Origin of the sequence: Hominimerdicola alba 8, from assembly GCF_000178155.2 — a bacterium.
GTDB classification, from domain to species: domain Bacteria; phylum Bacillota; class Clostridia; order Oscillospirales; family Ruminococcaceae; genus Hominimerdicola; species Hominimerdicola alba_C.
The window spans coordinates 1-25,687 of sequence record NZ_ADKM02000111.1; the positions used below are offsets into that span (position 1 = coordinate 1).

At 48.4% G+C, this 25,687-nt stretch carries 20 protein-coding genes and 1 other annotated feature; of the genes, 11 read left to right on the forward strand and 9 right to left on the reverse strand.

Going from position 1 to position 25,687, the window contains the following annotated elements:
• Window positions 1–39 precede the first annotated feature (39 nt).
• The 4 genes from CUS_RS13255 to CUS_RS13270 form a co-directional block, all read right to left on the reverse strand.
• Entirely contained in the window at window positions 40–1,308 is a 1,269-nt protein-coding gene (locus CUS_RS13255) for a DUF1015 domain-containing protein (protein ID WP_002851565.1), read from the reverse strand.
• A 23-nt stretch (window positions 1,309–1,331) separates the two neighbouring features.
• On the reverse strand, window positions 1,332–1,811 hold the full coding sequence (locus CUS_RS13260; protein ID WP_002851567.1) for a deoxycytidylate deaminase: 480 nt from the start codon (window positions 1,809–1,811) through the stop codon (window positions 1,332–1,334).
• Between the two features lie 44 nt (window positions 1,812–1,855).
• On the reverse strand, window positions 1,856–2,959 hold the full coding sequence (locus CUS_RS13265) for a hypothetical protein (RefSeq protein ID WP_002851574.1): 1,104 nt from the start codon (window positions 2,957–2,959) through the stop codon (window positions 1,856–1,858).
• A gap of 410 nt (window positions 2,960–3,369) precedes the next feature.
• Window positions 3,370–3,930, reverse strand: a complete 561-nt coding sequence (locus CUS_RS13270; RefSeq protein ID WP_227945360.1) for a GtrA family protein — start codon at window positions 3,928–3,930, stop codon at window positions 3,370–3,372.
• Window positions 3,931–4,283: 353 nt separating this feature from the next.
• Here CUS_RS13270 and spo0A point away from each other — a divergent pair, with 353 nt between their 5' ends.
• The 4 genes from spo0A (at window position 4,284) to CUS_RS18745 (ending at window position 8,904) form a co-directional block, all read left to right on the forward strand.
• Window positions 4,284–5,066: a sporulation transcription factor Spo0A gene (gene spo0A, locus CUS_RS13275; protein WP_002851558.1), complete on the forward strand. Its 783-nt coding sequence runs from the start codon at window positions 4,284–4,286 to the stop codon at window positions 5,064–5,066.
• A gap of 276 nt (window positions 5,067–5,342) precedes the next feature.
• Window positions 5,343–5,468 (forward strand) — a sequence feature (ribosomal protein L10 leader region).
• 37 nt (window positions 5,469–5,505) lie between these two features.
• Window positions 5,506–6,018 (forward strand): 50S ribosomal protein L10, encoded by a 513-nt coding sequence (rplJ, locus tag CUS_RS13280; RefSeq protein ID WP_002851564.1) that lies wholly within the window; start codon window positions 5,506–5,508, stop codon window positions 6,016–6,018.
• 80 nt (window positions 6,019–6,098) lie between these two features.
• A complete protein-coding gene (rplL, locus tag CUS_RS13285; RefSeq protein WP_002851553.1) occupies window positions 6,099–6,470 on the forward strand; it encodes a 50S ribosomal protein L7/L12 in 372 nt (123 codons plus the stop codon).
• A gap of 430 nt (window positions 6,471–6,900) precedes the next feature.
• Complete coding sequence (locus tag CUS_RS18745; RefSeq protein ID WP_002851575.1) at window positions 6,901–8,904, forward strand: AAA family ATPase; 2,004 nt, start codon at window positions 6,901–6,903, stop codon at window positions 8,902–8,904.
• A 62-nt stretch (window positions 8,905–8,966) separates the two neighbouring features.
• On the opposite strand, the gene CUS_RS13295 is transcribed toward CUS_RS18745, so the two are convergent.
• From CUS_RS13295 to CUS_RS13310, 4 genes are all read right to left on the reverse strand, one after another.
• Window positions 8,967–9,872: an NAD(P)/FAD-dependent oxidoreductase gene (locus tag CUS_RS13295; RefSeq protein ID WP_002851578.1), complete on the reverse strand. Its 906-nt coding sequence runs from the start codon at window positions 9,870–9,872 to the stop codon at window positions 8,967–8,969.
• 4 nt (window positions 9,873–9,876) lie between these two features.
• Window positions 9,877–10,185 carry a thioredoxin gene (trxA, locus tag CUS_RS13300; RefSeq protein ID WP_002851579.1) on the reverse strand — a complete coding sequence of 103 codons (309 nt, stop codon included), beginning with the start codon at window positions 10,183–10,185 and terminating at the stop codon, window positions 9,877–9,879.
• A gap of 76 nt (window positions 10,186–10,261) precedes the next feature.
• Window positions 10,262–10,708, reverse strand: coding sequence for a MarR family winged helix-turn-helix transcriptional regulator (locus tag CUS_RS13305; protein WP_002851581.1), 447 nt, complete (start codon window positions 10,706–10,708; stop codon window positions 10,262–10,264).
• Window positions 10,705–11,244 carry a glutathione peroxidase gene (locus tag CUS_RS13310; RefSeq protein ID WP_002851555.1) on the reverse strand — a complete coding sequence of 180 codons (540 nt, stop codon included), beginning with the start codon at window positions 11,242–11,244 and terminating at the stop codon, window positions 10,705–10,707. Before CUS_RS13310 ends, CUS_RS13305 begins: the two co-directional genes overlap by 4 nt.
• An 845-nt stretch (window positions 11,245–12,089) precedes the next feature.
• Here CUS_RS13310 and CUS_RS13315 point away from each other — a divergent pair.
• From CUS_RS13315 to CUS_RS18750, 4 genes are all read left to right on the forward strand, one after another.
• Entirely contained in the window at window positions 12,090–12,617 is a 528-nt protein-coding gene (locus CUS_RS13315; RefSeq protein WP_002851569.1) for an RNA polymerase sigma factor, read from the forward strand.
• Between the two features lie 2 nt (window positions 12,618–12,619).
• Window positions 12,620–15,073, forward strand: coding sequence for a beta-propeller domain-containing protein (locus CUS_RS13320; RefSeq protein WP_157769533.1), 2,454 nt, complete (start codon window positions 12,620–12,622; stop codon window positions 15,071–15,073).
• Between the two features lie 190 nt (window positions 15,074–15,263).
• The gene (locus tag CUS_RS13325; protein WP_050792236.1) at window positions 15,264–17,996 is read left to right on the forward strand and encodes a beta-glucosidase; all 2,733 of its coding nucleotides are present in this window, start codon (window positions 15,264–15,266) and stop codon (window positions 17,994–17,996) included.
• 837 nt (window positions 17,997–18,833) lie between these two features.
• On the forward strand, window positions 18,834–20,543 hold the full coding sequence (locus CUS_RS18750) for a CotH kinase family protein (protein WP_002851577.1): 1,710 nt from the start codon (window positions 18,834–18,836) through the stop codon (window positions 20,541–20,543).
• 313 nt (window positions 20,544–20,856) lie between these two features.
• On the opposite strand, the gene CUS_RS13335 is transcribed toward CUS_RS18750, so the two are convergent.
• Complete coding sequence (locus CUS_RS13335; protein ID WP_002851580.1) at window positions 20,857–21,825, reverse strand: cell wall hydrolase; 969 nt, start codon at window positions 21,823–21,825, stop codon at window positions 20,857–20,859.
• Between the two features lie 728 nt (window positions 21,826–22,553).
• On the opposite strand from CUS_RS13335, the gene CUS_RS13340 reads away from it, so the two are divergent.
• The 3 genes from CUS_RS13340 (at window position 22,554) to CUS_RS13350 (ending at window position 25,635) form a co-directional block, all read left to right on the forward strand.
• On the forward strand, window positions 22,554–24,059 hold the full coding sequence (locus CUS_RS13340) for a nucleotide sugar dehydrogenase (protein WP_002851573.1): 1,506 nt from the start codon (window positions 22,554–22,556) through the stop codon (window positions 24,057–24,059).
• A 1-nt stretch (window position 24,060) separates the two neighbouring features.
• A complete protein-coding gene (locus CUS_RS13345) occupies window positions 24,061–25,128 on the forward strand; it encodes an NAD-dependent epimerase/dehydratase family protein (protein WP_002851557.1) in 1,068 nt (355 codons plus the stop codon).
• A gap of 318 nt (window positions 25,129–25,446) precedes the next feature.
• Window positions 25,447–25,635: an alpha/beta-type small acid-soluble spore protein gene (locus CUS_RS13350; RefSeq protein ID WP_002851552.1), complete on the forward strand. Its 189-nt coding sequence runs from the start codon at window positions 25,447–25,449 to the stop codon at window positions 25,633–25,635.
• Window positions 25,636–25,687: the final 52 nt, after the last annotated feature.

Here is a 25,687-nt window from a genome sequence, read left to right on the forward strand (position 1 = left end):
AAAGACCCTGCGGTACATGCCGCAGGGTCTTTGATTTATTTATTTGGTTATCTTTCTTGCTTCAACATAGAAGCGCTTGTCAGCTGCGTGACCCATCGAGAAAGTTTTTCTCGGCAGTGCGCCGTCCTCTATTACTGTGGGGAACAATTCTTCCTTGCCCATATCAGGCAGTAAAAAACCTATGGAATGCGGCTTTTTCGACAGTTCCCTTACCACATCGGCACCGTGGATATAGTCGGTCTTACCACCGTTGTTTTTGGTGTAGTTGTCGAGGAAATTCTGCAAAGAACCGACTGTCAGCTTTGAGGTTTCCTTATGTACATAGACGCGCCTTTCTTCGCCGCCGTTGACTATCACGAAACTCTGTGCGCTCTCTTCATCGCTGAGTCCCAGTTCTTCGGTCAGCGCATCGGTGAGCGACTGCTCGTCAACTTCGGTGACTATACGGTGGATAGCTTCAAATTCCAGCGCGGGCGAATGCAGGTTAACCAGTTCGACCAGTGCGTATCTTGCGGGGTGTGCCGAAAGGTCAGCAGAAGGGTCGGCACGTTTCAGCGTTTCGTAGAACTCCTTAGCAGTCGCCAGCGAATGGTTGCCGTCACCCATAGCGTAAGTAAGCGGCTGTCTGCCTGTAAGACCGTATCTTCTCTCGAAAGCCTCCTGCCTTGAGAACTTCTCCAGCAAAGCCTCCACCTGTTCCATGCTGTCCTCATCAAGGAGCCAGCCTGTGATATGTCCGCCGCCCTCCATAAGGTCAAAGTCATAGAGCTTTCTGAACTCATCTTTCTTGTCAGCCAGCGGTTCGATGATGCGCTTTTTGACATCATCTATAAGTATCATGATATGGGGAAGTTCAATGGGTGCGCCCTTGCGTATCTTTATGCGGGGCGGTATGCGTTCGATGACGGTAGCTTCGGTCGCCCTTACCTGCGACTCGGAACCTTTGTAGTACTCGTACTCTTTCAGGTCGATGGCACCCACCAGACCCGCTCTCACCCGACCGTCAGCCTGCACGCGCTCAATATATATCATGGCGTTCTTATATTCCTCAAAAACGCCTTTGTCGAGGTATTCTTTCATCGTGCGGTGTATCTTGTCTATCCTGTAATCAACGCCCGGCTGTTCGAGATAGACTTCGGGCAGTATCAGCTTGTAGGCGCTTTTCTCATCGCCCACAGTTTTCTCGACCCTGTCCCAGTATTCGGGCTCGGAAGTATACTGGTCGCACGCCACCACAGCCCACTTGTTCATGTCTGCATCTTTCGGCAGAAGTATATCCGCCCGCCTGAATGCTGTTGACATCATCATCACGCTCCATCTTAAATGATCATTTAAAGTTCTATCCTGACCAGTCTGTCAGTCTTTTTATAAAGCCTTATCTTCACGCCCGCCATGTCGAACATTCTCTTCGATGCCCTGACATTGTCGGTATCGGCATACTTGTCATCACCGTATATGACTTCCTTTATGCCGCTTTGTATGATAGCTTTCGCGCACTCGTTGCAGGGGAAGAGCGACACATATATCTTTGCATTTTTCAGGCTGCCCGTTGAACGGTTGAGTATGGCATTCAGTTCGGCATGGCAGACAAAGGGGTATTTCGTTTCAAGGAACTCGCCCTCTCTGTCCCACGGCATGTCATCATCATTACAGCCCGTCGGCATGCCGTTATAGCCCACTGACAGAATTTTGTTCTCTTCCGACACTATACAGGCACCCACCTGTGTATTGGGGTCTTTACTGCGCCGCGCCGAAAGATGGGCTATGCCCATAAAGTATTCGTCCCAGCTGAGATAGTCCTGCCTTTTCATATATATGCCCTCCCCGCAAAAAATCGCTCGGATCTATTTTGTGCTTATTCAGCCGCGCTTTCGGTTTCGTCCTCGACCTCGGTGAACATGTTTGCGATCTCATACTCGAAGATCGCTCTTGTGTCCATGCCCTTGTATTCCTCGTAGTTATCAGTCTTGAGGAAGTCGCCTGCCCACATGCCGACCTTGCCGCCTACTATCCATGCGTTGATATCCATTATATCATATTCATTATCACCGTCGAGTATCATCACATTCAGCTCAGTGTACAGGTCATCGCCGTCACGTCCGCAGGCGCTCGGATATATTACGAAAGTCGCATTATCGCTCAGTGTGATAGCTTCATTGCCCTGATCCCAGAGAGTCTGGCTCTTAAGATTTTCTTTGGTCTTGTCAGCATTTGCGTTTACGCTGTCATAAAGGGAGTTTATCGCCTTAGTCATGTTCTCTTCATTGGTTTCCGTAGAAGCGCCGCTGAGTTCGATAACAGCTTCGTCCGAACCCAGTTCTATCAGCAGGTCAGCGATGCTGTCAATAATATTGTACTTCTCGATGACCATGTTTTCTTCTATCCACTTGTCATAGTTTTCATCATCCATATGTTCAGCAGATGCAAGAGAGATCTCCACCATGCCGTCAACAGTCAGACCCAGACCCATATTGTCGATGAAAGCCTGCATATCGCTGCCGCAGGAAGTGTTGAAATGCTCAACAACAGCCGATGCCAGTGTTTTAAGTTCTTCATCGGTCATTTCAGCAGAAAGGTCTTTCTGGTCAACACTGATGATGTTATCTACCAGTCGCATTTTCAGGAAATCAGTTTCATACACATCGCCCTCGCGCTTGCCGATATCAGCAGTCCAGGGATTGTCGCCGTCTGCGGCGCTGTCGGCAGCGTCAGCCTTAGAGTCGCTGTCAGCCTTGCTGTCCGACTTATCATCTTTATCAGCCTTGCTTTCTGCGTCATCAGCCTTGCTGTCAGCGGCATCGGTAGTCGCCTCGTCAGCGCTGCTGTCAGCTTCCTTATCAGCTGCCGCGCTGCTTGCCGCCTTGCTTGCATCGGTGTCCTTATCTGCATCTTTTCCGCAGCCTGCAAAGCCTGCGCACATAGTAAGCGCCATCAGCGCCGCAAGAATTTTCTTAGTCATAGTTTTGTCCTCCAAATGATATCAACAAAATTGTTTTTGAGCCTTATCGTTCGTCAAAAAAACGCACTTTGTAACATTATAACACATTGCCGACCTTAAATCAAGGCTTTTACATCAATCGACATCAAATTTTCACTTACCTGTCAGCAGTTAAGCTAAACGAGGCGGCATTATCTTATGTGGTTATCCCGCTGACACACCAAAATAAACAATGTTATTTCGGGAACTGAATATAGTTGGCGTTTATCTTTCCCCCGCCGCAGGCGGGGGAAAGATAACATCGACTCAGTATTTCCTTGTTATAAAGGTATTTTGGGGTGGTGTGCTAAAGGGATAGTCATATTATCTTATGCAAAAAGTCCCCTGCACACGGCAGAGGACATATTTTCGTCATATATCGCAGTTACGGCTTATGCTGACTGCTTCTCTTTCTTCTCCTTAAAAACGAACAGCTTGCTTATTATATAGTTGAGGATTATGACTATCACATTTGCGATTATTTTTGTGACCCAGTAATTGATGCCCAGCAGTTTGCCGCCGATGTTCATTATTACATCTTCCACCAGCAGAGTGAAAACACGCCCGCCATAGAAAGATGCACCCTCTTTGATTATGGCAGATGCGCCCTTTGCGGTTGATTCAAACACCCATATCCTGTTGGTGATGTACGCTAAAGTCACCGCGCATATCCACGAAAATACTGTGCTTATATTCAGCACCCACACATCACCGACACCCATTTTCTCCAGAAGTGCCTTAGATATGCCCGCCGTGATAAAGCTGACCACTGTAGTCATCACACCGAAAAACAGGTACAGCAGTACCTCTTTGTTCTTTTTATAGAAAGGCTCGAATATCTTCAGAAATCCCCAGCCCATTATGCGGTCGAATATGTCCTTTTTCTCGTTGTTTTCAACTGTGTTTTCCATTATTACAGCCCTTTCCTCAGTTATGACCTGTTTATTATACATCAATTTTACTTCGCCGTCAAGAATATTTTTGCTTTTTATTTCTGCAAAAATGTCCATTGACCGCAGTTTTGCAGGTTAATATTTTTATATACCAGGTCGAATTTTTCGGTGAATATTAACTTGATATCATCACATTAACGTTTGCTGACGATTGCTGTAACAACAGCGTGAAGATAAACGAATACAACCGTATTTTCGCGTAATTTCAAGGAAATTCCCGAAAAATTCTGTGCCGAAACGGATAAAAACCTATTGCATTTTAAGTTTAAATGTGCTAAAATATAAACTGTGATAACAAAGTAAATTTACCCGGGTAACAATGACATTATTTTTACATAACGGAGGAAATACATATGAACAACAAGATAAAGATACTTATAGGTGATGACTCGGCACAGTACGGCGTTTTCTGCGCGGCGACACTCAGGAACTCCGGATTTTTTGTAATAACCCGTCAGAAAGACGGTCTTGTGATATATGATGCAGTAAGGAACGAACTGCCCGATGTGGTCATCGTTGATGCAGTCATGCCCGGACTTGATGCCATCGAACTGATACGCAAATGCGAAAAGCTGGATAAGAAGCCGCTGTTCATCGTCACCAGCCCATACGAGAACAGCTTTATCGAAACACAGGTGATGACGGCGGGCGCGGCATATTTCATGCTAAAGCCCTTTGATGTCAAGATACTGGGAGAACGAATAAAGGCGATGCTGAATATCGATACCGACATCTCAGCCGAAACTGTTCACCCGCGCATGAAACCAACGCCCGCAAACCTTGAGATAATCGTCACAGACATAATCCACCAGATAGGTGTGCCTGCCCACATAAAGGGTTACCACTATCTGCGCGAGGCGATAATCTGTTCGGTAAACGACAAGGAGATGCTTGAAAGCGTAACAAAGCTATTATACCCTGCGGTAGCGAAGAAATTCGCGACTACGCCCTCCCGCGTTGAACGTGCTATACGCCACGCCATCGAGATAGCTTGGGACAGAGGCGACATCGACACGCTGAACAGCTTTTTCGGATACACCATCAACACAGGAAAAGGCAAGCCCACCAACAGCGAGTTCATCGCGCTGATAACCGACAAGATACGCCTGAAATTCAACGCCGCTATCCCCGCATAAATTGCGGCGGACATTCGACAAGCGGCGCGAATGTTGGGTCAAGTCCCGCGAAAGCGCGTATCTGCGCCGCCTTGCACAGATAGGAGAAATTGGAGCGCATAACTGCGGCGGACAGGTGAGTAACACGCGAATGTTGGGTCAAGTCCCACGAAAGCGCGTATCTGCGCGGGTTCGGCGGAATAAAAAGTGCCTTGTCTGCACATAACGTCCGAATTAACAAAAAGTTTACAAAAATATCCCCAGACCCCTTGACAAATGTTGCGGGGTCTGGTATAATATATAAGCATTCGTATTCTAAAGACAGTCGGCACAAAGGTAAGCCCGACCGAGGAAAAGAAAGCATCGTCATATCGACTTTGTATCTCTTTTGTCTTTGGATAAAAGGGATTTTTCTTTTAGATTACGCTTTGCGAGAAAACTGCAAAGAGGTGAAATTCAAATGCCAAGTGAAAAGACTTTACTTGCTAAGCAGGAAAGAGTCAATGAGCTGACCGAGCTGATCAAGAACTCCGCAGCAGGCGTTCTGGTAAGCTATGAGGGTATCACTGTTGAAGAGGATACCAAGCTCAGAAAGGAAATGAGAGAGGCAGGCGTCAAGTACTTCGTTGAGAAGAACACAATGCTGAGATTTGCATTCAAGAACGCAGGTCTGGACGATATCACAGGTGTACTTGAGGGTACTACCGCTATCGCTATTTCCGATGACGATCAGACTGCACCCGCAAGGATCCTCGGTAAGTTCGCTGAGGACACTGATAACGAAAAGTTCAAGCTGAAAGCAGGTTACATCGGCTCTGAGGTTTATGATGAGGCAGGCGTTAACGCTCTGTCGAAGATCCCTTCGAGAGATACTCTGCTGGCTATGCTGGTCGGCTCTCTGCAGGGCCCCATGCAGAAGCTCGCTGCTACTCTTCAGGCTCTTGCCGACAAGGAAGGCGGCGACGCAGCATAATATTTGCTGCATAAAGCACACGCGGGCGGCTTGATAATAGTCCCGCGAAACTAAACTATATTATAAAGGAGATTTTAATCATGGCTTCTGAGAAGATTATGAATTTTGTAGAAGAGATCAAGACTATGTCTGTTCTTGAGCTGAAAGAGCTCGTTGACGCTATCCAGGAGGAATTCGGTGTAACCGCAGTCGTTGCAGCAGCAGGTCCCGCAGCAGGCGGCGCAGCAGCTGAGGCTGAGAAGACTGAGTTCGATGTTGTTCTGGCTTCGTTCGGCGATCAGAAGATGGCAGTTATCAAGGCTGTTAAGGAGATCACCGGTCTGGGTCTGAAGGAGGCTAAGGCTCTGGTTGAGGAAGCTCCTAAGGCTATCAAGGAGGCTGCTCCTAAGGCTGAGGCTGAGGACATCAAGGCTAAGCTGGAAGCTGCAGGCGCTACTGTAGAGCTGAAGTAATTTCACTTTTGCAGATATATCCCCGATGTTCAGGCATCGGGGATTTTTTTATATGGTTATCCCGCTGACACACCACAAAAACAGCGGCTATACAGAACTTAAGGTTCTTGGCGTATATTTTTCCCCCGCCGCAGGCGGGGGAAAAATATGGGGCGCTCAATTATCCTTTTGTTTACCGCATTTTTAGTTTGTGTGCTAAAGGGATAGTCATATTTTTTTATTTATAGCAATCCGCCTTAAAATTCAGACAAAATCCAGTCACAAAACCCATAGATCCCAGCTTTTGCGACTGGATTTTGTGAATTTAAAAAGTTGGATCGCTATAGTACAATTGTATATCTGCACAAACGCCTGTCGGTAAGTTCGTTTAATCAGTCGATTGATTGGCGGGACGAAAATATGTTATACTGATATTTTAGAGGTGAATGCTATGGTCAAGGTACATATAAGGTTCAATCCCAGCTGGGTGCTGAGTAAACGTTCGGACGAGGCACTGCCTGTTGACAGAGTCATACCTGTGCTGACAGAGAAGTACTCGCTGGAAGTGATAAGCAAAGGCGCCGCAGAAATTGTGGGCACGCTGAAACTGAAAGCGGGCGAGGACTGCAAGTCTGCCGAAAAGGACATAATGGCTGTACTGCTGGGATTCTACAGCGATGCGCTCGTAAATTGCAGAGTAGAGGTCTTTGAGGAAGAGGACGCGGAGGACAGAGAAGCTGACAGGAGCGTAAGATTTTCATCTGAATATGAGCCGAATGTTACCCGCACTTCAAACGACCGCGAAGAAGACCGCGAAGATCCGAAGGACGAGATCAATTCGATGGTGGGCGCAGAGAACTTCAAAGCGCTTATCGGTGAGATAGACAAACTCGCCTACGGCATACACAGCCTTGACAGCACTGACACTTTTCTTGAAAGGAACTACCTGTTCGCAGTAAACGAAGGGGACGGGTATTCTTACATGCTGACACTGCTTTCGATGATGATGGACTATCATCGGCTTGGGTATGAGAGGGACAGAAAACTTCCGCGCAAGCGCGAGATACGCATGCCCCCGCCCTCGACCTCAAAGGAAGCACCCACGCCCATATCGGTGCTGGGAAGCATCATGGACAAGCTGAACGACCCCAGCGACATGATACTCAGCTTTGATATATCAAGCTGGGTAAACGAGGTGAGTTCGGAGGACTTCCACCTTTTTATAAGGGTGCTGAAAGACTATGCACACAGCGCCGTTGTGGTATTCAGGGTGCCATACCTCGAATCTAAGGCGCTGAACAGGCTGTACCTTGAATTAAACAGGCAGATGTTCATAAAAGCTGTGCCGATAACTCCGCTGGGCATAGACCAGCTTTGCAGTATAGCCGAGCGCAGACTGGCTGATAAAGGCTTTAAGATACGCGAAGAAGCGCTCAGCATCATCGGGGAGAGGCTGGCTGAGGAACACCGCAGCGGCAAGTGCTACGGCATAAAGACCGCAGAAAAAGTCATAGCCGAAGCGATACTGGAAAAAGCGCTGAATTATCCCGATGACAACATAATACGTGCTGACGAGATAATGAACATATCTTCTTTTGCCGCCGACCGTGACAAGAGCGGCGAAGAACTTCTGGAGGAACTGATAGGCATTGAGAATGTGCGCGAAAAGCTGTATGAAGTCATTTCGGCGGTAGAAGTCACCTCAAAGGAAAAAAGCGGCGAACACCCCTGCATACACATGCGTTTTGTGGGCAAGCCGGGCACAGGCAAGACCACCGTTGCGCGCATACTGGGCAAGATACTCAAAGAGAGGGGCGTGCTGAGAGAGGGCAGATTTTTCGAGCATTCGGGGCGTGACCTTGTGGGGGCGTACATCGGTCAGACTGCGCCTAAGACCGCACAGATGTGCCGTGATGCCTACGGTTCGGTGCTGTTCATAGATGAGGCTTACTCGCTGTATGTAAATTCAAGCGACTCGAAGGATTTCGGGCGGGAGGCGCTGACCACACTGATAGCCGAGATGGAGAACCACCGTGATGACATGGTGGTGATAATGGCAGGCTACACCGATGACATGGAAGAACTGATGAAAGGCAATTCGGGTCTGAGGGACAGGATGCCTTACAAAATAGAATTTCCCGATTACACGCGCGAACAGCTTTGCAGTATATTCCTGAAAATGGCTTCTAAGTACTATGTGCTTGGTGACGGTCTGGAAGAAGCGGCTAAGGATTTCTTTGACAAGATGACTGATGCCTACATGAACGAGAAGGAGTTCGGCAATGCGAGATTTTCGCGAAATCTGTATGAGAGAACGCTTGGCAAGGCGGCTGTGCGGTGCAGTATATCGGGTGAGAAACTGAAAGAGTTGACGGTGGAGGACTTCAGCAAAGCGATAGCTGACGGAGAGTTTTCGGAAGCCGCGAAGAACAGGAAGTCACTGGGATTTTTATGACGCTTGCTATAACAGGATAACAAAGCGCCATTGTCCGTAATTTCGGGCAATGGCGCTTTAATTTATGAATTGAGGTATTTAACTGCCGCTGTTGCCGCGACTGCGCCGTCTGCGGCGGCTGTCACAAGCTGGCGGACTTCCTTTACGCGGTTATCGCCTGCGACGAATATGCCCGCAGTTCTGGTCAGGCAGTTTTCGCCTGCGACTGCATAGCCCTTATCGTCAAGGTCGATGACTGCGGAAAAGTTCTGGTTTTCGGGAACTCTGCCCACTGCCACGAACAGTGCGCTGACCTCAACGGTCTGCACAGTGCCGTCTTTGGACTTGACCTCGATGCTTTCCAGCTTTTTATCGGCGTTCAGCTTGGTTATCTGAGTATTCAGCAGAAATTCCACATTATCGCGTGCTTTCAGCCTGTCGTAGTCAGCTTCTGCGCCGCTGAATTTATCAAGGCGGTGGATAAGGTAGACTTTTTCAGCGATGTCCGCGAGGTAGAGGGCATCTTCGAGGGCGGTACGGGTGCCGCCTGCAACAGCGACCACCTTTTTGCGGAAGAATGCGCCGTCACAGGTAGCGCAGTAGCTTACACCTCTGCCGACCAGTTCATCTTCACGGTCAACGCCCAGCTTGCGCTTATCCGAACCTGTTGCGATTATTACGGCACCTGCTTCATAGCTTGCTGAGGGGGTATTGACCAGTTTGTGATCACCCTTATCCTCAATGCCGACTACCTTTTCAAACTTGAACTCAGCGCCCAGTTCCTTAGCCTGTTCGTAGAGTTTGGTTGCAAACTCAAATCCCGATATATGGGGTTCAACGGGGTAATTCTCTATCTTGTGGGCATTGATTATCTGTCCGCCGTAGCTTGCGGCTTCCAGCAGCAGAACGGTCTTATTGGCGCGTCTGCCGTAGATGGCGGCAGTCATGCCCGCAGGACCTGCGCCCACTATGACGATATCGTACTTCATGCTATCACCTCAGCAGTTCCAGAACTGCGTCCTTGCCGCGAAAACCGATGCTTCTTTTTACTTCTTTGCCGTCCTTGACTACCACAAGGCAGGGTATGGAGGAAACGCCGTAATCCTCAGCGAGGATATCTTCATCATCGACATTTATGCTGACTATCTTGACATCATCGCGTGAGCCTGCTATTTCTTCCAGCACAGGTGCGAGCATTTTGCAGGGGCCGCACCAGTCTGCATTGAAGTCCACCAGAACGGGCTTATCGGACTTTATTACTTCATTCTCAAAATTCTCTCTTGTTACCTTTACAACTGCCATGATATATCTCTCCTTTTAATATAGTATGCGTTCGTTCATCGCCCTGCCGTATGGCGGGAAAACGCGGCACGAAATGTTACTTGTTGGAATTTTCGACATTAGTGAGTATCTTCATTATGAGCTGACCCAACTGAGCGCCCTCTTCGGGTGTCAGACCTATACAGCACTTCATCTGCTCAGGGACTTTGAGCGCCTTATCTTTGAGGGCATCGCCCTTTTCGGTGAGGGTGATGTTCAGACTGCGCTCATCAGTTTCACTGCGGGTGCGGGTGATATAGCCTTTACTTTCCAGCTTTTTGAGCAGTGGTGTCAGTGTGCTGGGGTCAAGCAGGAGTGCTTCGCCCATTTCTTTGACGGTACATTTCTGCTGTTCCCACAGATACATCATAACGACGTACTGGGTATAGGTGAGGTCAAGCTCATCAAGAAAGGGTGCATATCTTCTCGTGACCTCTTTAGCGCAGAGGTAAAGCGGGAAGCACAGCTGATTTCTCAGTCTTATGGGTTCATACTTATCGCTCATAATATCTTTTTAATATCCTCCTCGATATCTTTCGGGGCGCAGGTGGGGGAATATCTGCCTACCACGTTGCCCTCGCGGTCAACAAGGAACTTAGTGAAGTTCCACTTGATATCATTTTCAGCTTTACAGGACTTGCTGAGTTTTTCGACGCTCTTCATTATCGCTTTATTCTTTATACCATCTACCCTTTCGGCGGGGCTGTTGGCTTTGAGGTAAGTATAAACAGGGCATTCATTTTCGCCGTTTACCTCTATCTTAGCCAGCTGGTCGAACTGTGTCTTATACTTAGCGGTGCAGAACTGATGTATCTCAGTGTCATCGCCGGGTGCCTGATTGCCGAACTGGTTACAGGGGAAATCCAGCACTTCAAGACCCTTATCGTGGTAACTCTCGTAGAGTTTTTCAAGACCTTCATACTGAGGTGTGAAACCACAGCCTGTTGCGGTATTGACTATCAGCATTACCTTGCCTTTCATTTCAGCCATATCCAGCTGACCTTCTCTTCTCTTATTTACCTTATAATCGTATATTGACATATGGATTCCTCCTTTTGCCGCATTCGCGGTCGTTTACAGTTAGTTTGTATTCGATTTGTTTTTATACAAATCGTTTGTGTACAAACTAAATATAGCACACTTACACCTGCTTGTCAATAGGCTTCACAAATTGTTTACAATTGCACTTATGATCTGCCCGCAGATGTAGTATTCTCTATTTTTTGGGGGAATATTCGTGGGGCATGCAAGTGATGGTTTTATCTTTTTGTGTGAGGGACGAACGGCGGGGACAAGCTCCCGCCCTACACTATTTACAGGCTTATCCTTTGGAGTGATGGACGACCGCCGAAAACGCTACGCTGTTCGGCTGATACCGCGCGGGCAATTCGATGCACGCACATGGCTTTGTGCTGTTCGATTGTTTTGCGCACGCTCTTTTCTTTGCGAATTGCCCGCGTTTGGTCTGATTTGTTCGATGGTTTTGACCTCTTACCGTCGTTGCTTTGTTCGCCCAACTAATTCTCTGTGTCGCATTTTGACTGCTTCCCCAATGCGAGAGGCTCCGCCCCTCGCGCTCCCTGCCACCCTTTCGCGAAAGGGTGGACGGAAAGCTCGGTTCGCGCTTTGCTTTGCGTTTTTGCTCTGCTTTGTTGGGCGGCTTGGTTTGCTAAAACGGCTCGCTTTCGGTCATGCCAATAATTATGAATTATGAATTATGAATTGTGAATTATATATCACCTGTTTGTCACTGTTATATTGTATAATGATACAAAGTTTTTTGTATCCTGCGGCAATTGCATGTATTTGATGCTCTTATATTATGACGGACAGCCGCATTACTTTTTCCGTCAAAGAATGCGGCAAATGAATTGGGGTGATGAGGTTTGGATAAAAAAACACGCGCTAAACTTGCGGCGGCGGCTGCTGACGGTGATACGTCGGCTTTCGCCAAATTATACGAACAAGTGTACCGACAGCTTTACTACTATGCACTTTCAAACCTCCAAAGCCCCGATGATGCGGCTGATGCTGTACAGGACGCGGCTTTGCAGGCTTTCGCGGGGATATCTTCGCTGAGAGAGCCTTCGGCGTTTGACAGCTGGATATTCAGGATACTTATGAATATTGTAAAGCAGAAACAAAAGAACTATGCGATAACAAGGGAACATTCGCTGGACGCTGACCCTTCAGCGGTGATAGGTGAATCACCCTTCGGGAGAGTGGAGATGTTATCGGCGCTGAATGAACTCAGCCCCGAAGAAAGACAATGCCTGACACTTTACGGAGCGGCGGGCTATAATTCAAAGGAGATAGCTGAGTTGACGGGCATGAAAGCCTCGACTGTGCGCTCACACGTTTCGAGAGGGCGTGCAAAGCTGAGAAAAGCGCTGAAAACAAAGGAGGTGAGATGACTATGCGCGGAAGATTCTTCAAAAGGCTGGCGAAAGAGAACCCTCTGCCCGACAGGATAAGTCCCGAGAGCATAAAGGAACTTCTTGACGAGAACAAGGCGGTGATACGCGAAGTAAGCATGACAAGTTCTGAGGTGAAGCTGAACAGCACACGCAAGGGGCTTATAATGAGTGCGGCGCTGGCGGCTGCATTTGTAATTGCGGTAGGCGGGCTGACCATCACCCGACTGGGCAAGGCTGACATTGACGAACCGCAGATAATATCCGAGCCTGAGCGACCCATCGCTGACACTACGGGGCTGACCGGGCTTCGCGGGGGCGGCTACAAATCACTGCACACTTTTCTGACTGAGAGCGATAAAAATTCTTGGACATTCAATCTGCCGCAGAACTCGTTTGTATACAATCTTGAAGCGCAGGACAGAGATATTTCTGCCGAGATGCGGGATTTTTTTGAAAACCAATGCGTATATGACGGTGAGAGCGACCTGATGCCTGTGGCTGAGGGTTACAGCGGCAGGCGCAGGCGCAGAGAGGAAAACAGGCTGGGGCTTGTGAAGCAGGAAAACGGCAAAGCATTCTGTGCGCGGTACTGCGGGGTCGATGGCTATGTTCTGAATGAGGGGAAGGCTGAGAAGATAGAGTTTGAATTTCTCAGCGACACTTTTCTTATGACTGAACTGGCTGAGAACTGGTGTTACCCGAAAGAGGGAACATATCTGCGTCCGATGGTGGTAGGTGTGGTGACTATGGGTGACAGGCTTGCTGTCGCATACGACTTTGATCTGCCCGAAATAATAAACGAGAAAAACGCCATACACGAATATTGCGGTTTCTGCGTATACGATGTGAGCGACACGGAAAATATCAGGCTGGAATATGAGTATGAACAGCCCGGCAACATGCAGGAATTTTATCTGACCGATGACGGGCGGCTGATAATGATAGGAGAATACGCAGAGGGCAAAAATGCAGCTGACTATGAGATGTACAATTCGGGCGAGCCAAAATTTCTGCCGAAAGTGTTTGAGAACGGAAACAGCTTCACGATAGGCGAGGACAGCATATACATAGCCAACAAGTCGCACAGCAATATACTGACTGTGATGAGCAGTTTTGAGATAGGCGAAAGCATAGAGAACACCGACTGCATACTGCTGACGATCGCGCCTACGGGCATAATGGTGACTGATGAACATATAACTTTATCGGCTTACTACTTCTATTTGAATGAAGAAGAAGAGCGAAGTGAAGTCAACCAGCACCTTATCAGCGTTGACACGGCAGACGGGCTGAAAGTGGCGGCGGCAAATTACATTGACAGTCCGATAGACTTTCAGTACAGCATGGCCGCTTACAGCGAAGAAAACGGAATACGCTACATAGCTGACCGAAATGCGGTGCTGGCGGTAGATGATGAACTGAACGAACTGGGGCAGTACGAAAGAGCGGTATACTGCGATTACAGCAAGGAAGTTGACGGCGACAGCATGGTTGGCGGCTTCACGGTCGATGATATAGCGTATGCAAACATAGTACTGCTGAACGGTAATACGGCATATTTCTGCGACTGGATAGAGGGTTTTTCGGACGGCGAAAATTTAATAGTGCGGGAGATAGCCGATATGAGCGACCCCGCATCGCCAAAGACAAAAGATGTCAGCTTAGCGCCGTACTCAGCACCCGCAGTGACAGGGGGCTACCGGTGGCACACCAATTATTTCAGGCTTGACGACAAAACGGTACTGCACATAGTCGAAAATTACGGCGCAGAAACGGAAGAAACGAAGTTACAGCTTTTAAGTCTTGACCCTGAAAAGTCGGTGGAAGCGACTGACAATTACTATTATCCGAGTGAAGCAAAGACAAGCGAGGAGGGTTTCCAATACTACGAAGCGACACCGCACGAAGAATACAAGCTGAGAAAAGCGGGCATCATCGCGGAGGTGAGTCTGGGGATACCCGAAGAGGAGCGGTATAATATCAGTCCTGCCGATGCGGAGGGGTCTGCACGCATACTGCCGCCAGGATCCGTCACTGAGGACGACAGCTATTATCTCGCGTTTACAAACGAATATCCAAAACTGCGCGACATCAGCGGGGACGGCTACATCTATCTGCCGATGTGTGTCAGGACAATTGTGGAGAAGCACGAGATAAGCGAGAAAGAAGCCCTCAGTCTGCCGCTTGACCAAACGGGCAATTTCGGAGTTGAGGACGATGAGAACGGTAATACAAGATACTACTACTACGACAAGATAACTGTAATACCGTCATATCTGCTGGTAAAATACAGTGAGGACGGCATGGAGCCGGTCGGAGAATTTCGCGGAGAGAGTTATGAATGCGCAAGCATGGACGAAGTCGGGAACAGCGAGGACATGGGCTGTGCGGTTTATGACGGCTATATATACAGCTTCTCGGAACGCGGCGCGGAGGGCGCGAAACTGCCGTGATGCAGGAGAGAAAAAAATATGTGTCTGACGGCGGTGTGTCGTCAAGTTTGGAGATAGGAACGCCCCGAAGTGCTGATGCGCTTCGGGGCGCTTTTGTTGGGATAAGTGCGGGATATGCGAGAATATTATATTGAAACGGCAGAGGTTTTATGCTATAATAGGGCAAAACCTATAGGGGAGGTATAAAGATATGAACGACAGATATTGGCGGCAAGCCAAAGATATAGTCAGCCGACTGACAGAAGATGAAAAGCTGGAGATGCTCTCCACACATCACGGGGCAGTGGAAAGGCTGGGACTGGGCGAATTTTACATCGGCACAGAAGTGGCGAGGGGCTATGTGGGCAGAGATAAAGAGTATTTCTCAACGGTGTTCCCTCAGCCTGTGGGACTGGCGGCAACATTTGACAGATGCCTTATGGAGAAGCTGGGAGAGGTCGCGGGCAAGGAAGCACGCGCCTACTACAACAAGGAAAAGCGCGGCGGGCTTTGTCTGTGGGGTCCGACTGTTGATATGGTGCGCGACCCGCGCTGGGGCAGGACGGAGGAAGCCTACGGCGAAGATGTTTTTCTGGCGGGTGAACTGACTGCCGCTTACACAAGGGGCATGGCGGGCGACAACGGCGAACACCGCATGACCGTCCCGACACTGAAACACTTCTGCGCCAACAACAACGAAGAAAGGCGCGGCAGCTGCAACGCTTATCTCCCGATAAGGCTGAAATACGAATACTACTACGCCGCGTTTGAGAACGCCATACGGTGGGGCGGCGCAAAGAGCGTCATGGCGGCGTACAACGAGATAAACGGTGTGCCTGCGGTGATGAACCCCGAACTATCAAGCATGCTGAAAGACGAGTGGGGGCTGTGGTTCGTGGTGAGTGACGGCGGGGATTTCTCGCAGAACGTGACGGCGCACCGATACACTGACAGCCTTGCAGAAGCATATCCGCTCACTCTGCGGGCGGGTTGTGATGTAATGACAGATTCGGCTGATCTGGTACACGCGGCGGCTGAAAAGGCACTGAATGACGGTCTTATAGAATGGGACGAGATAGATGCAAGCCTTACAAGGACGATATATGCGCGGCTGAAACTGGGGCAGGTGAACGGCTGTGAGTTTGATGACATCGGTGATGAAGTCATCGACTGCGAGGAACACCGCAGGCTTAACAGACAGGCGGCGCGTGAACAGGTGGTACTGCTGAAAAATGACGGCGTTCTGCCAATAAAGGACAGGGACAGGAAGATAGCTGTCATAGGACCGCTGGCTGATGACATACTGATGGACTGGTACACAGGCTATGCGACCTATGAGAACACTGTTCTCGGGGGCATGAGGGAGAAGTTTGAGAATGTCACCACTGACAGCCTGTGGGACAAGGTGGCTGTAAAAGCGCCAAACGGGAAGTATCTTACATTTGAGGGCGATGAACTTTCGGCAGCCGCAGAAAAGCCCGAAGTGATGGAGTTGCAGGACTGGGGCGAGGGCTGGTGCGACCTCTTTTGTGAGAGGGCGGGGCGGTATCTGCGCAAGGACGACAGCGGGAAACTGCTTCTGCATAACAGGCGCATTTTCGACTGGTTCACGCGGGAAACTTTCAACTTCAAGCCCTACGGCGGCAAGGTGCTGATAGAAGACCCCCTCGACCACATGCGGCTTGTTCTGCGCGAGGACGGCAGTGTGAGGTTTGAAAAGCGCACAGCGGTCACGGAGGACTGTATGTGGGAGATAGAGATGCTGTCATCGGGGCGTGAGAGGGCGGCTGAACTGGCGCGTGAGAACGACTATATCATCTACTGTGTGGGCAACTATCCCACGCAGGTAGCTAAGGAATGCTATGACAGAAAAACGCTGGCGCTGAACATTCAGACAGGCATGACGCAGCTGCTGGCGGGTGTCAACAAGGATACGGTACTGTGCATAGTTTCAAGCTACCCCTATTCGGCGGTGGAAGAAAGTGCGGCGGCAGGCGCGGTTATATGGACTTCCCACGCGGGGGCTGAGTTAGGCACAGCGGTCAGCGAGGTGATAGCGGGTGAATATTCGCCTGCGGGCAGACTGCCGCTGACATGGTACAGGTCGGAATACGATCTGCCCGACATAATGGATTACGACATAGAAACGGCGGGCAGTACCTACATGTATTTCAAGGGAACGCCGCTTTACCCGTTCGGGCATGGGCTGAGTTACGGAAAATTCGAGTACCTTGATATGAATGTCACGCAGACCGAAAACGGTGCGCTGGCAGAGGTGACTGTCAGAAATGTTTCTGACTTCGGCTGTGACGAGGTGGTGCAGGTATACTTCACGGTGAAAAATTCGGCAGTAAGCAGACCGATAAAGAAGCTGTGCGGCTTTGAGAGGGTACACTTTGAATCGGGGCAGACCATGACGGTGAAGATAGCCATACCCGCCCACATACTGCGTGTTTACGACCTGCGGCGCGGGAAGATGTTCGTGGAGGGCGGCGAATACCTGTTCATGGCGGGGCGTTCGAGCGGAGATATACTGCTTGAAAAGTCTGCGGTCATCGCGGGTGAAAGTCTTGGCAGGCGCGGCGGCAGTTTTGCGGCGATGACATTTGACGCGGGTCGGGATATCCGACTTTTCTGGGACAGGAAAGCGCAGAAAAACTATCTGAGATGCTGTCACTACAGCGGCGAAGCTGTCTACGGGGGAGTTGAACTGTGCGGCGCTAAGGCGGTGAGGTTCAGCGCAAGTTCCATCTGCGGCGGGCGCGACATAGTGATAGAAGCAGGCGGCGAAAGGCTGACTGCAAGGCTTGCGCCGTCGGACGGCTATGCAGACTTTGCGGAGTACGAGGTAAGTCTGCCCGAAAACATCATTGGGGACAGTCTGAGATTCGTCTTACAGCAGGACTGTGCAATAAGGGACATTTTTATAATTCATAATTCATAATTCATAATTCACAATTCATAATTGTTGACAGGAGCACAAGCTATGTGCGTTTAACGTGTATGGCGTGGCTTTTTAATTCATGATTGTTGGCAGGGGCGCAAGCTATGTGCGTTTAACGTGTATGGCGTGGCTTTTCAATTCATAATTGTTGGCAGGGGCGCAAGCTATGTGCGTTTAACATGTATGGCGTGGCTTTTCAATTCATAATTGTTGGCAGGGGCGCAAGCTATGTGCGTTTAACATGTATGGCGTGGCTTTTTAATTCATGATTGTTGGCAGGGGCGCAAGCTATGTGCGTTTAACGTGTATGGCGTGGCTTTTCAATTCATAATTGTTGGCAGGGGCGCAAGCTATGTGCGTTTAACATGTATGGCGTGGCTTTTCAATTCATAATTGTTGACAGGGGCGCAAGCTATGTGCGTTTAACGTGTATGGCGTGGCTTTTCAATTCATAATTGTTGGCAGGGGCGCAAGCTATGTGCGTTTAACGTGTATGGCGTGGCTTTTTAGTTCATAATTATTGACAGGGGCGGAGGACTTGTGTTCTCCGCTTTTTTGTGGTTGTTTTTTCAACATTGGGTCATGGGGAGTGTTGAGAAAACAGCGCCTTTTTTATTTTTGTGGAAATTATCAGCATGTGTATCATATGGAAGTTGAAAACTCTGCAATTTTGTTCTTTGAACATTCGTCGCTTTGATATGTTAAATATTTGCATGGATATGTTATGGTCACGTTGTTGACAGCTTTACTTATATCGTGATATAATATATGTGTGATATATACGAAATTTTTTACTGTCAGAAGGAATTATTATCGAAATGAACAAAGGAGGATATTATGAACAGATTTGTTAAGAGCGCTTCTGCGGCGGCGCTGGCGCTGATAATGGCGGCGGGCAGTTTCAGTGTTTTTGCTGAGGACGGGCGTACAAATGGCGATGTCAGCGGGGACGGTTCGGTGAACATAACCGATGTATCAAAGGCGGCGGCGCATGTAAAGAGCGTGAAAAATCTGGCAGGTGAAGACCTTGCGGCGGCAGATGTCAGCGGGGACAGCAAAGTGAATGTCACAGATGTGGCACTTATTGCGGCGCATGTAAAGGGCAAAAAAAGTCTTACAAGCGAAAAGAAAGTCACAATGCTACCCGCCAAACCAGAACAGGTCATAAATGAAGAACCTGCGACCTTTGAGCGTCTGGGAGTTGACCGCGATGCGAAGAAGTCTTTTGAAGCTGACATAGCGGCTAAGACAGAACTGCCTGTCATCAACATAACCACCAATGAGAACAAGGAGAAGATACTCTCGAAAGAGATATACACTTCCTGCGTGGTGGACATGTTCAACTGTGGTGAAGAGTTTGAGATGGACGAACTTTCGGCAGGCATAAGAGTGCGGGGCAATTCCAGCGCATACTATGGTGACGAGAAGAAGATAAAGCGCAGTACAGTCCCCTACCGCATAAAGTTCGACAAAAAGCAGAACATGCTGGGGCTGAACGACGGTGCAAAGTGCAAAAGCTGGGTACTGCTTAAATCAGACTGGGATCTCATACGCAACGACATAGCACTGCGCTTCGGCAGGACACTGCTGGGCACAAACGCCTATTGCAGTGATGCGAAGTTCGTACACCTGTATGTAAACGACAAATTTCAGGGGATATACGTGCTGTGCGAGCAAAATCAGGTCAACAAGAACCGCGTTGACATAACCGAACCCGAAGAGGGATACACAGGCACAGACTTCGGTTTTTACATGGAACTGAACAACTACGCATCAAGGCTGAATGACGACGGCACACGCTACGATGACGACCCATACATCACAATGGACTATGAGAGTGCGACTGTCACCGACCTGCGTGGCGAAACAAGGCAGTTCGTGCCTGCGGAATATTCTGTGAAGAACGATGTATACACCGAAGAACAGGTGGAGTTCATCAGCGATTACATGAACGACGTGTTCAGGATAATCTACGAGGCATGCGAAAAGGGCAACTACCTGACTTTTGACGAATACTACAATGTAGTTCCCTCAGACTTCACCAATGCTGAGGACACTGTAAAGGCTGTGGCAGATGTGCAGTCCATCGTTGACATGTACCTGCTTTACGACATAGTACACGACTACGACTGCGGCGAGGGAAGTTTCTACATGTGCATAGACTTTGCGAAGGACAGCAAGGTACCTAAGTTACAGTTCACCTCACCGTGGGATTTCAACTGGGCGTACAACGACGGCACGAACCGCTACTGGGCAGGTGCGTTCTGTGAGAAGAGTTTTGCAAGGCAGAACGGTGACCGCTCGAACCCCTGGTTCATTCTTTTGGCAAAGCAGGACTGGTTCATGGACATGGCAAAAGCTAAGTGGGCAGAGGTGCAGGCATCAGAACACACCATATGGAACTGTGTTGATGAAGAGAAAGCCATACTCGAAGAATACGCTGACGACCTGAACAAGACCGACGAATGGGCAACAGGCAGTGCGGCGACCCTCCTTGACTGGATAGAAGCCCGTCTTAAATGGATGGACAGCGTTTATAATTCATAATTCACAATTCATAATTGTTGGCAGGGGCGGAGGACTTGTGTTCTCCGCTTTTTTGGTGGTTGTTTTTTCAACATTGGAGCGTGGGTTGTGTTGAATATTCGGTGGAATGATAGCAGGGGACATTTTTATAATTCATAATTCATAATTTACAATTCATAATTATTGACAGGGGCGGAGGACTTGTGTTCTCCGCTTTTTTTATTTCTGCGGGAATTATCAACATGTGTATCGAATTAAATGATAACTTTGTGTTTTGGGCATAAAAAAGCGCCTGCGAAAAAATTCCGCAGACGCTTGTGGGGGTAATATTCTTTTATATTGCGTAGAAGTGGTTCATACTGCCATCGCCCCAGAAGGAGTTATAGCCGTGGTTGAACTGTTCGGGGTGTTCAAGGTAGAGGTCTACCGCCGCCTTTACGCTGTCAGTTACCTGATAGCTGAAAGTGCCCAGATACAGTGTCCACTCAAGACCTGAGAACTGGTAAGGCTGGGTAAGAACGCCCCAGATGGTATTTGGGAAGCGGGGATCGTTAACGCGGTTCATAACAGCTTCAACGACCTTAGCTTTTTCTTCGATCGGTATCCAGTCAGAGCCATACTCATGACCTACCACGTTGCACAGCCAGATATATTCTTCGTCAGTTACCTGAACTTTTCTGCCGCCGCTTACCTCTTCTACAGGCTCTTCCTCGCTCTCGGCAGACTGTGTTTCCTCAGCGGGTGCTTCGGTAACAACAGGCTCTTCAGCGGGCTGAGTTTCCTCAGTCTGTACAGGCTCTTCATAAACAGGCTCACTCGGTACCTCTTCGATAACGGGTACTTCTTCAACAACAGGGGCTTCTGTTTCAGGTATGATCTCAGGAACTTCGGTAACAACGGGCGCTGTGGTCACAGCAGGGGCTGCTGCCATCTCCTTTTTAAGAGTATTGAAAACTTCATCGTCTGTCTTTTCGGACTTTGCCGCAGAAGTTTCCTTAGCCTTTTCGGTTTCGGTCTTCTTTTCAGCCTTTGCAGACTTTACTGCTGTTGTAACAACAGGCTCTTTCAGTTCGATAACAACAGTTTCCTCTTCGGTGGTGATCTCCTCCTCAGCGGTGACTTCGTCATCAGTAGTTTCTTCATCGGTGACCACTTCATCAGTGATATCATCTTCGGAAACTGTTCTCACTGCAACTCTCTCGACATTATCCTTACTATGGTTTGCAGTCTTATATGTAAATCCTGCGAAAGCACCTGTGGCTATCATGCACATTACTACGGCTGCAATTTTGATCTTAGTCATAAAATTTCCTCTCTTGTTTAGGTATTGAGAATTTCTCTTTCTTTTGACCACGTTGACTATGATACCACATTTCACAAAAGATTACAAGGTGGTTACAGACTTTTTCCATTTTGTAAACATCATATTGCTTTGATTAACCTTAATTTCTATAAGTTTTGCACAATAAAAATTGACTGAAATCGGGTTTTTAGTGAACTTGATTAAAATATATTACATATCTTCAAAACGGAAAGGTGCGAAAAAACGGCATTATCCGACCATTCCCGACAGTCGAAAGTATGTTCTTTTGAGAGTGCTTTTGTGCATTTTTAAAAGTACAAATTTTGTTACACTTTAATCATTTGTGGCGCGCCTCTTTTGAGGTAGAAATTTCCTTTCAGAAAACTTTCCGCAGATATCGGGCGATGTCGGGATCTCGGAGCGTATAAACGGACAGCTTTATGTTAAAACAATAATACCATACTATTTTATACAGATGTCATAGCGCGAATTGGTCTTAACAAATCAGTTTGCAGATGTTATTTTAAAAGACATTTGTAGAGCATTTTTTTGTTATTATGAGCGACATTTCAAAATGGATTTGATAATTAACAGATAATTAACAATTGGCGGTGTAACCCTTGTTGACAAATGCGCGGCGGTCTGGTATCATATAATCATAGGCGAAAAACAAGAAAATTGATGTTATTTCAAATAACATTTAATATCAATAACGGAGGCAAATTGCCATGAAAAAATTATCGATACAACTTTTGGCAGAAACTGTCGAAGGACGCAGAAAGTCACTTAAAATAACACAGGCACAGCTTGCCGAGAAAACAGGCATCAACAGAGGTCTGCTGTCAAGGCTGGAGTCGCAGGACTTCACGCCGTCGATAGAACAGTTGCAGGCTTTGGGCGAAGCGCTGGGCTTTGAACCTACCGACATGTTCGTTGAGATGTCGGGTGTCGGGAAGATAGCTGTTGACAGGTCTTACAGGATAGCTGTGGCAGGCACAGGATATGTGGGGCTTTCGCTGGCTGTACTGCTGGCACAGCACAACGATGTCACCGCAGTTGACATAATCCCCGAAAAGGTGGAAAAACTGAACAAGTACATATCTCCGATACAGGACGACTACATTGAGAGATACCTCGATGAAGCCAAAAAGGGCAGGCGTGAACTGCATCTGACGGCGACTGTTGACGGGGCTTCTGCCTACAAAGATGCAGATTTCATAATAATCGCGGCACCGACCAACTACGATCCCAAGAAGAATTTCTTTGACTGTTCGGCTGTTGAGAGCGTGCTTGAACTGGTAAAGAGCGCCACCGAAAGCCGCGAGGTAAAGCCGACTGTCATCATAAAATCGACTATACCTGTGGGTTATACCGTAAGCATACGTGAAAAGCTGGGCATGGACAACATCATTTTCAGCCCTGAATTTCTGCGCGAGTCAAAGGCGCTGTACGATAACCTCTACCCAAGCCGCATAATAGTGGGCTGTGACGATGCAACACGCGCAAATGCAGAGATATTTGCGGGGCTTTTACAGCAGGGCGCTATAAAGCAGGGTATAAGTACGCTGTTCGTGGGGTACACCGAAGCTGAGGCTACAAAGCTGTTCGTAAACACTTATCTTGCGCTGAGGGTCAGCTATTTCAACGAACTTGACACTTATGCTGAGGTAAAATCCCTTGACACCGCATCTATCATCAAGGGCGTATGCCTTGACCCCCGCGTGGGCGACTACTACAACAACCCGTCTTTCGGCTACGGCGGTTACTGTCTGCCTAAGGACACAAAACAGCTTCTTGCAAATTACAGGGACGTTCCGCAGAATATGATGAGCGCCATCGTTGAGTCAAACAGGACGAGGAAAGACTTCATCGCTGACAGGGTGATGGAAATTGCAGGCACTTACAGCAGCAGTGACACATATTCTGCCGACAAGGAGAACAGACAGCGTGAAGTGGTGGTGGGCGTTTACAGGCTGACCATGAAGTCAAACTCAGACAACTTCCGCCAGAGCAGTATACAGGGCGTTATGAAGCGCATAAAGGCTAAGGGCGCGAAGGTCGTCATATACGAGCCTACCCTTGAGGACGGCAGTACATTCTTCGGCAGTGAGGTCATAAACGACATCGAAAAATTCAAGTCGATGTGCGGCTGTATAATCGCGAACAGATATGATTCCGTGCTTGATGATGCACAGGAAAAGGTCTACACGCGCGACCTGTTCAGGAGGGACTAAAATGGGCAAGACAAGTATCGGCTTAAACGGCAGGAACATACTGGTGACGGGTTCACCGGGATTTATAGGGGCAAATCTGGTGCTAAGACTGCTGGGAGAGATGACTTCGGGAACAGTGATAAGCCTTGACAATATGAACGACTACTACGACCCTGCGCTGAAATCCTACCGCCTTGAACTGATAGAAAAGGCGGCAGAGAAAAGTAATGTCAGACACGTTTTTGTAAAAGGCTCTATTGCTGACAAGGCGCTTGTGGACAGCATTTTTGCTGAATACAAGCCTTCTGTGGTGGTGAACCTTGCGGCGCAGGCGGGTGTGCGCTATTCGATAGACCACCCCGATGTCTACATAGAGAGCAACATCATCGGTTTTTACAATATTCTCGAAGCGTGCAGGCACTACCCTGTTGAACATCTGGTGTACGCATCGAGTTCATCGGTATACGGCGGCAACAAGAAAGTGCCTTTCAGCGTTGATGACAAAGTGGACAATCCTGTCAGCCTTTATGCCGCCACAAAAAAGAGCAATGAACTGCTGGCACACAGCTATTCAAAGCTGTACAACATACCCTCAACGGGACTTCGCTTTTTCACTGTTTACGGGCCTGCGGGCAGACCCGATATGTTCTATTTTTCGGCAACGAACAAGCTGGTAAAGGGCGAGAACATAAAGATATTCAACTATGGAAACTGCAAGCGTGATTTCACATATATAGACGACATAGTTGAGGGTGTTTACCGCGTGATGCAGGGCGCTCCCGAAAAGGCAAACGGCGAGGACGGTCTGCCGCTTCCGCCTTATGCGGTATACAACATCGGCGGCGGCACGCCCGAAAACCTGCTGGACTACATAAGCACCTTGCAGGAAGAACTGGTGCGGGCGAAAGTGCTTCCCGAAAACTATGATTTTGAAGCACACCGCGAACTGGTAGGCATGCAGGCGGGCGATGTGCCTGTGACTTATGCTGACAGCACCGCGCTGGAAAAAGACTACGGTTTCACGCCCAAAATAGGCATTCGCGAGGGTCTGAGGAATTTCACGGAGTGGTACAGCGGGTTTTACAAATAAATTACAAAACGTGGTTATCCCGCTGACACACCAAAATAAACGATGTTATATTGGGAACTGAATATAGTTGGCGGTTATCTTTCCCCCGCCTGCGGCGGGGGAAAGATAACATCAACTCAGTATTTCCTTGTTATAAAGGTATTTTTTGGTGGTGTGTTAAAGGGATAGTCATATTACAAAAAAACATAGTGTCATCTTACCGATGCGGAAATGCGGGGAAGATGACACTTTTTTCATGTAAAAATTTCCTGTAATAGTTTTGTGCCATACGCACACAATATTATCGCAAGCCCGAATAAAACAAAAGGAGAAACGAAAATGAAAGGTATCACAACACAGCAGGGCAGAGAAACTCTCAACAGATTTAAGATGGAGGCAGCCAGCGAAGTCGGCGTAGACCTTAAGCAGGGCTACAACGGCGACCTGACTTCCAGAGAGGCGGGTTCTGTCGGCGGTCAGATGGTCAAGAAGATGATCGACGCTTACAAGATGGGCAACAAGCAGTAATATCTGCCAATAGCCGAAAAACTCCCGAAAGCACTTACGCTTTCGGGAGTTT